This is a genomic window from Mycoplasma leonicaptivi ATCC 49890, from assembly GCF_000622205.1.
Taxonomy (GTDB): Bacteria; Bacillota_I; Bacilli_A; order Mycoplasmatales; family Metamycoplasmataceae; genus Mycoplasmopsis; species Mycoplasmopsis leonicaptivi.
The window spans coordinates 1-8,607 of record NZ_JHWE01000038.1; the positions used below are offsets into that span (position 1 = coordinate 1).

The window sequence follows — 8,607 nt, forward strand, 5'->3', positions numbered from 1 at the left end:
CGTAATTTGTTATTAGTGATTTTATGATACTTTCATATTCAGGATTTTTCTCTTCAAGAATTTTTGAATTACCTAGCCCTAAAATTTTAATATTTTTTCGATATGAACCACTATTATCAAAATAACCAATGTTTTTATAAACTGTTTTGTTTTTACCGCTTGAATTGTAGAGCATTAATTTCATTCTTTTATTATACCAAAATAACAAGTAAAAACAAGTAAAAAAATATTTTTTTTGTTAAAAATCTATATATGTATATATACATATATAGAAATCTAAAAAAAAGACAAATTATTTTGTAAAATATACACTAACTGGGAAAGATAGGAAAATCTGTTTTTTTAAAACAGATTTTTTTATTAGAAACTATAGATTAATTTGTCGGATTTGGAGTTTCTTGTTCCCTTTTGATTTCTTCTAATCTTCTTACAATTTCATGATATAAATTAATTAAATCTTGTTCATTGTCTTCTAAAGATTTATATGGATTGAAATTATATGTAGATCTAACTTGTTGGAAAATATGATCATTCATCATTTCTTTGGTAATAAGACTTTTTTTACCCATTCTATTTGAAAAAATAGAAAGCATTACATCAAAAGCAATATCATCTAACATAATATTAAAAAGTTTTGTACCTTCTTCAGTATATACTTGATAAGGATTTTTTTGTGAATACTGCACTAAATTAACATTAGATCTTAATTTATCCATTCTATTAATATGTTGTTGTCATTTATAATCTAATTTTTCAAGAATTGTATTTTTTAACATTTCTTCAATTTCATATTCAAGAACATTTTCATGTGCATTTTTAAATCATTCATTGTATAATGATAAAACAATATTAGCAATATAATCTGGTAAATCATTTTCATGAATTTTACTAATTTCGTCAATATTAAAAGTAAATGCTACTAATTTTCCTATATTTGAATTTAAAAAATAAACAAGTGCTTCATAATTATATGTTCCGTTATGTAAATAATATTCACCATTTCTTACAATTGATCTTGTTGCAGAAGCAATCATTCTTTTAGTTATATAATCAACATTATCTGAATATAAAATTAAATCACGTTGTGAGTAAATCAAATCACGTTGCTGTCTTATAACATCATCATAATTAAGAACTGATTTACGTGAATCATAATTAAATCCTTCAATTTTTTTCTGTGCATGATTAAATTGGAATTTTAAAGATTTATTAGTTATTTCTTTGCCTTTTGAATCAGCAAAAGCTTCAACAAAACTTTCATAGTTAGCAAAACGCTTAATTAATTGATCTTCTAATGAAACAAAGAATTTACTTGTTCCCACATCCCCTTGTCTTCCTGAACGACCTCTTAGTTGGTTATCAATTCTTCTTGATTCTGCTTTATCAGTTCCTAAAACATATAGTCCACCAAGTTCAATTGCTTCTTTTGTTGGTTTAATATCAGTACCACGACCTGCCATATTTGTTGCAATTGTAACTGCTTTAACTTTACCAGCTTGCGAAATAATTTCAGCTTCAGAAGCGTTTTGTTTTGCATTAAGCACAGTATGAGGAATACCTTGTCTTAAAAGTAAATCGTGTAAAATTTCAGATTCTTCAATTTGCGAAGTACCTACTAAAACTGGTTGACCTTTAACATATAATACTTTAATTTGCTCAACAACAGCATTTCATTTATCATTTGCACTTGCAAAAATTGAATCAGGTTCATCTTTTCTTAAAATTGGTTTATTTGTTGGAACAATGTTAACACGCATATTATAAATATCAATAAATTCTTGCTCTTCTGTTTTACCAGTACCAGTCATACCACATAACTTTTTAAACATTCTAAAGAAATTTTGATAAGTAATCGTTGCTAGTGTTTTAGTTTCTGCTTCAATTTCAATCATTTCTTTTGCTTGGATAGCTTGTTGAAGTCCTTCTGAATATGAACGACCTTCCATAATACGACCAGTAAAGGCATCAACAAGTTCAATTTTACCTTCTTTAACTATATACTCAACGTTTATTTTCATTATTTTATGAGCTCTTAAAGCATTTTGAATTAAGTGTATGGTTTCACTGTGTTCAATGTTATAGATATTTTCAGTTTGATAAAATTGATTTGCTTTTTGAATTCCTGAGTGTGTTAAAACAATGGCTTTACTTTCATCATCAATAATAAAATCACCTTCACCAAGTGTTCTTACAAATTGATCTGCTGAATAATATGAATTAATATCTTCTTTTTCTCCACCAGAAATAATTAATGGTGTTTTAGCTTCATCAATTAAAATCGAATCTACTTCATCTATTAAGCAAAAATAAAGACCTCTTTGTACCTTTTCTTCTTTTTTTTGAACCATATTATCTCTAAGATAATCAAAACCTAATTCAGAATGTACTGAGTACGTAATATCACAAGAGTATGCTAAACGCTTGTTATACGGATCCATTTGTGCTTTATTTATTCCGACTGTTAATCCTAAAAATTGAAATACTTCACCCATTTCAATCGCATCACGTTCAGTAAGATATTCATTAACAGTAGAAACAATTGCTCCTTTACCTAAAAGTGCATTTAAATAAACAGGCGCAATAGAAGTAATTGTTTTTCCTTCACCTGTTTTCATTTCTGCAACAGACCCTAAATCAAGCAATAAACCACCAAGCATTTGAACATCATAAGGTCTTTTACCTAAAACACGCTTAGTTGCTTCTCTTGAAACAGCAAAAACATCTTCTCTTATATCTTCTAGGGTATATCCTTCTTTAAGAAGATTTCTAAAATAATTTGTTTGATTTTTAAGTTCTTCATCGCTAAACTTGGAAACAATTTTTTCTAGTTGATTTATTTTTTTTAAAGCACGCTCTGCTATGCGCATTTCAGCTGTTTTCATATCAATAATTTTGTTAAAAAATTTCATATTTTAAATTATACCTTTTAATGTTTATTTTAATAATCTAAATTAAGCACCATTTTAAAAAATAAAAAAATGGTGCCGACAACTGGACTCGAACCAGCGACCCCTTCCTTACCATGGAAGTGCTCTACCTGCTGAGCTATGACGGCAACAATTTAGTTTATTATAACATATTTAAAATAAAGCAAAATTTTTGCTTTTGAATGCGCAGCTTAGTGCTTTTGCAATTTTAATATCATTATTTTTAGCAAAAATAATTTAAAATTTAATTATGAAAAAGATTTCTAAAAAGTTTATCTTTAAATCTATGATTTTAAGCATTTCCTTATCCTCTCTTTTTACAAGTTTATCTTGTGATAATGAAAAACAAGTTAATCAAGAGCAAGATATTAATTTAGTTCAAAATAATGTCGATATTAACTTTTACTATTCTTCTTATGGTGTGCAAACATTTTATAATATGATTCGTCTTGCGATGTTATCAAGCAAAGAAGTTATTTTTTATCATTCTAAAAACACAGTTGAAATTCAAAATAATTTTAATGATCAAGAGTTTTTAAATTTTATTCAAAACGACAGAAACGCTTCAAATGTTGACAAGAAAAATAGTCAAGTTTATCAAATTGGTTATGGTTTTGAAAAAGAATATTACAACAAAGTTTATGAATATGCCCTAAAAAACAAAAATAAAAAAATTAATGTGTGATTTAATTCTGATCATATTCAAAGTAGTTTTGAAAACTTTTTAAAATTAACAAAATTAAATAATGTTTACTTGCACGGTATTGAAGATTCCAATGTTTTAGGTGAATATTTGATTGAAAAATACTATACTAAACAAGATTTTAAAAATGACTTTTTTGATATAAAAACTAATACTTGATCTAAACCTAATTTAGCAGTGAATCGACAAACACAATATTTTGTTCCTATATATACAAATAATGTAACTATTTATTGATCTAATAAAAATGTTAGTGATAAATTTTTGGAATTGCATTTTAAAAACAATCGGGCATTTTTTCAAAATTCTAACAAAGAATTAAAAGATTTACTTTTTGAAACAAAATCACAATCAACAAATAAAAGATTTAGTAGCTACTGATCAAAAATAACCGGTCTTAACTGAAGACATGAAAGAGATAAAGTGACTAAATTAAAAGAATTAAATAATAAACAATCAATGATTGTACTTGGTAGTGGTTTTGATAATGATTATGAATTTTTTTTAACAATTCTAAAAAAATATTCAAATCAATATAATCTTTTTTATAAAGGTCACCCAGGTCAAAATAAAACATCAAGTAAACTTAAAAAAATCTTAGATGTAAAAAATAATTACTTTTTTATCAATAAAGTAAGCCAAAAACATGATTTTATCGATACTAATCAAATAAATAATTTTGAAGTTCTAGAATCACAAATTCCTTCTGAAGAATTAACTACAGAACATACAAATGAAGTTAATGGTTTATTTTTTGATAAATGATTTTTATTTGATTATTCATCTTCTGCTGTTTTTGGAATAAAAAATAACAAAAACGAATTTGAAGATATTGAAGGTTTTATTGATTTACCTAATTCAAAATCACCAGAATTATTTTTTAAAGAAACAGATTTTTATCAAACTAAATTAAATTCATTGATTAGTAAAATTGCTGCTAAAAATATAACTCTTAATATTAAAAATTCAGCAAAAAATAAAGATGAAATTAGTATTTTGGATATTGAATTTTATTTACCAAAAAACAGTATTATTGCAAATGTAAAGTTACAAAGATTACAAAAAGTCGGATTTAATAAGTATAGTGTTGAATTAAGTTTTGAATATAATCCTAAAAATGTTTCTAATAAAAAATCGTATTTCATAGTAATTCCTTTAACAAAATAATAAAAATATGATTATTTTTGTTTTATAAAATTGTTTTTTAGCAAAAAACTTAACTATTTTATGAAAACAAAAAAATTTATATTAAAAATATTTTTAATATTAAAATATATATATGAAAAAATTAATATTTACTTTAAGTTCGGGCTTAGTATTACCTGCAGCTTTATTTTCAGTTGCTTTAAATAAAGCCGATGATACAATTAAAAATGATTTAGAATCATATAAAAATGATTTAAAACAACGTGTTGCAGAAATTCAAAAAGATGCAAAAACAGCATATGATTTAATTTTAAAACAACAAAATGTTAATGATTTAAGTTCAAATAAACCTTTTAAAGATGAAGATAGATTTAATGATTTGAATTATTTATTTGATTACAATATTAAAACATCATGAAAAACAAGTAATCAAGATTTGTGAACAATTGTTGAAAAAGTTTTAAATGATAATATTTCATCTGATGAAGATTTAAAAAATACAAAAAAAACATCTACTGTTTGGGGAACTGTTTTAAATATGTATGATCTTAGGGACGTTTTTAGACTTGTATTGTTTGAATTACAAATTCAAGAAAAAATGTCTGAATATCCTGAAGATGAAGAAATCCAAAACTTAGGAAATGAAGGTCTTAAAAACGAAGGAATTAATCCTTCAAGTGAAGATTTAACTGCTGAAATTAATCATGTACAAAATCAACTTACAAAAATCAATGAAATCATAACAACAAAAGAAGCAGAAAAACAAAAGCAAATGAATAAAGATACAGAAACAAATTCTGACAATAATATAAATAATTCAAATAATACTTCTGATGATACTCAATCAAATAACAATCAAAATCAAGACAGCACTCAAAATACAAATACAGACTCTAATGCAAATGCATCTAATCAAAATCAAGAACCAAGTGATCAACCTCAAAATAATACGCAACAAGATCAAACACAAAACACTGATGATAAAACTCAATCACAAGACAGCAATTCAAACACTAATAAAGATAATACACAAAACAAAAAACAAGAACCTAAAAAAGAACAAGAAGCACCAAAAAATGAACCAGAAAACAAATCCGATGATTCTTCACAAATTGCAAATAAAAATGAAGAACCTTTAAATGAAAAAAGTAGTAAAGGAACAACAGTAGGAATAGTCTTAATTTCTGTTATATCTATTATTGGTACATTATTAGGTGTTGGATGATTTGTGTATTTAAAAAAATTCAAAAATAAAAATAAATAAATTCACAAAATTAAATTTTTATTTTTGATAAAATAATACCGTATCGCTGATAGCTACATTATGTAGAGGAAAGTCCGTGCTAACACATACTGAGATGTATGTAGTGTTCGTGTTAAACCTAATAAGTTTAAGCTTAGACGACTAGTGCCACAGAGACGAGAATTGTGAAACGGGTAAACTCCACGAGTTAGAAACCCAAATTTGGTAGGGGAATCTTAATATAAGGAATTCAACTTATATCAGAAATAAATCATTGTATTTATTAGATAAATTATCAGCACCATATTTATATGGAACAGAACACGGCTTATGATACAAAAGAAGGATTTTTCCTTCTTTTTATATTAAATAATTTTATGAAAAATATTTCCACAATTTTTTAGTAATTTAAAGTTTAGCAAGTTGTTTTTATATTTAATAATATAAAATAAAAACTATATATTTATAATTTAGTTAGGAGAAATTATGAAAATTAAAGGAATAGGTGCTTCAAAAGGTGTAGCAATTGCTGAAGTTTTTAAAATTGAAGAACTTCCTGTTGATATTACCAAAGAAACTAATAATGTAGAGCATGAAATTCAATTATATAATAACGTAAGAGAAGTTGTTTGTCAAAAAATCGAAGCTTCTAAAAAATTAATTCAAGATGTGCAACACCAAGCAATTTTTGATGCACACATCGGATTTATTTTAGATCCATTTGCAATTGAAAGTATTACAAATAATATTCAAAACAATAAATGAACTGCTGAGTATTCTGTTAATGATTTTTATTTAAATTTTGCTGCAATGTTTCAAGCAATGGAAGATGAGTATATGAGAGAAAGAGCAGCAGATGTTAAAGATGTGCTTAAAAAACTTTTGTATGCTTTAAACAATATTGAAGAACCAAATTTATTAGCAATTAACAAAGAAGTTATTATTGTTGCAGAAGATTTAAGTCCTTCACAAACTGTTCAATTAAATAAAAAATATGTTAAAGGTTTTGTAACAAACATTGGTGGCCCTACTTCACATACAGCCATTATGGCGCGTAGTTTAGGTATCCCTTCTGTTGTAGGAACTAACACTATAATGGAAAATACTAAAAATGGTGATGTAATTGCTTTAAATGGACAAAAAGGTGAAGTTGTCGTTAATCCTAGTGCAGAAGAATTACAAAACTATAAAGATCAACAAGCAAAATTTGAAAAATATTTACAAATGCTTGTGACACTAAAAGGAAAAGAATCTAAAACAACAGATGGACACCATGTAGAACTTGCTGCTAACATCGGTACACCAAAAGATGTAGATTCAGTACTTGATAATGATTCAGAAGCAGTTGGTTTATTTAGATCAGAATTTTTATACATGGATAATGAAAACTGACCTACTGAAGAAGAACAATTTAATGCTTATAAAGAAGTAGTACAAAGAATGCAAGGTAAAAGAGTTGTTATTCGTACATTAGATATTGGTGGTGATAAAACTTTAAAATACTTTAAGTTCCCAGAAGAAATGAATCCATTCTTAGGTTACCGTGCAATTAGATTTTGTTTACAAAATCTTGATATTTTCAAAACACAATTAAGAGCTTTAATTCGTGCATCAGAATTTGGTAAAGTTGCTATTATGTTCCCAATGATTACAAATGTTGCAGAATTTTTAGAAGCTAAAAAAGTATATGAAGAAGCATATGTAGAAGTTGCAAAAACAAATAAAAATATTAAAGCAATGAATGAAATTGAAGTTGGTTTAATGATGGAAACACCTGCTGCTGCAATATTATCAGATCAATTTTGTAAATATGCAGACTTTGTTTCAATTGGTACAAATGATTTAATTCAATATTCAATGGTTGCTGATCGTATGAACGAAAACATTTCATACTTATATCAACCATTAAATCCATCAATTTTACGTTTAGTAAAATTGGTAATTGATGGTGCTCATAAACATGGAAAATGAGCTGGTATGTGTGGTGAGATGGCTGGTGATAAACGTGCTTTACCACTTTTATTAGGACTTGGTTTAGATGAATTTTCAATGTCTGCAAGTTCTGTTTTAGAAAGTCGTGCTTTAATTAACAAATTATCATATCAAGAAATGCAAGTACTTGCAAATAAATCATTAGAATTAGACACAGAGCAAGAAGTTTTAGAATTGGTTAATCAACTTAATTTAGATTAAAGAAAAACTTAATATTTGTTTAACAAATATTAAGTTTTTTGTTTGGAGGCGTAAATTATCCTGAGTTTCCCAGTTGTAAATAAATAAAAATGTTTAGACCTACTGTGTAGGCCTAAACATTTTTTTAATTAAAATTTGCTATATATTTTTAATAAATGCTTGTATATTACTATATAAATCTCATGATTCATAAAATGAATTATTATCAATTTTTTCTTTTTTAATTATTTTATTTGTAGTTAAATCTGTTGTTGCAATAAAGTTTAAATCTTTAAATATCTTTATGATTACATCTTCTGTTAATTTTCCAAGAATACCATAATTGTCATAAAATCTTTTTAACATTAAAAGCAATATTTTTAAAACAAATAATGTGGTAAAACACAATAAAACAT

The 8,607-nt window shown here is 25.7% G+C and carries 5 protein-coding genes, 1 tRNA gene, 1 other RNA gene and 1 pseudogene; 4 read left to right on the top strand and 4 right to left on the bottom strand.

Going from position 1 to position 8,607, the window contains the following annotated elements; all coding sequences use genetic code 4:
- The 3 genes from BU00_RS05095 to BU00_RS0102585 all read right to left on the bottom strand — a co-directional run.
- On the bottom strand, positions 1-184 hold a 184-nt coding region (locus BU00_RS05095), incomplete at its 3' end, for a hypothetical protein (RefSeq protein WP_156926429.1).
- A 190-nt stretch (positions 185-374) separates the two neighbouring features.
- Positions 375-2,909: a preprotein translocase subunit SecA gene (gene secA, locus BU00_RS0102580; protein WP_027121366.1), complete on the bottom strand. Its 2,535-nt coding sequence runs from the start codon at positions 2,907-2,909 to the stop codon at positions 375-377.
- A 70-nt stretch (positions 2,910-2,979) separates the two neighbouring features.
- Positions 2,980-3,055, bottom strand: a tRNA-Thr gene (locus BU00_RS0102585).
- 122 nt (positions 3,056-3,177) lie between these two features.
- On the opposite strand from BU00_RS0102585, the gene BU00_RS04575 reads away from it, so the two are divergent.
- The 4 genes from BU00_RS04575 to ptsP all read left to right on the top strand — a co-directional run bounded on the left by BU00_RS04575 (position 3,178) and on the right by ptsP (position 8,212).
- On the top strand, positions 3,178-4,797 hold the full coding sequence (locus tag BU00_RS04575; protein WP_156926430.1) for a hypothetical protein: 1,620 nt from the start codon (positions 3,178-3,180) through the stop codon (positions 4,795-4,797).
- Positions 4,798-4,909: 112 nt separating this feature from the next.
- A complete protein-coding gene (locus tag BU00_RS0102595; RefSeq protein ID WP_027121367.1) occupies positions 4,910-6,040 on the top strand; it encodes a hypothetical protein in 1,131 nt (376 codons plus the stop codon).
- Positions 6,041-6,078: 38 nt separating this feature from the next.
- An RNA gene (gene rnpB / locus BU00_RS04965) (RNase P RNA component class B) lies at positions 6,079-6,355 on the top strand.
- Between the two features lie 150 nt (positions 6,356-6,505).
- On the top strand, positions 6,506-8,212 hold the full coding sequence (gene ptsP / locus BU00_RS0102600; RefSeq protein WP_027121368.1) for a phosphoenolpyruvate--protein phosphotransferase: 1,707 nt from the start codon (positions 6,506-6,508) through the stop codon (positions 8,210-8,212).
- Positions 8,213-8,350: 138 nt separating this feature from the next.
- Here the strand turns inward: ptsP and BU00_RS0102605 are convergent.
- Positions 8,351-8,607, bottom strand: a pseudogene (locus tag BU00_RS0102605) (hypothetical protein); the annotation flags it as partial.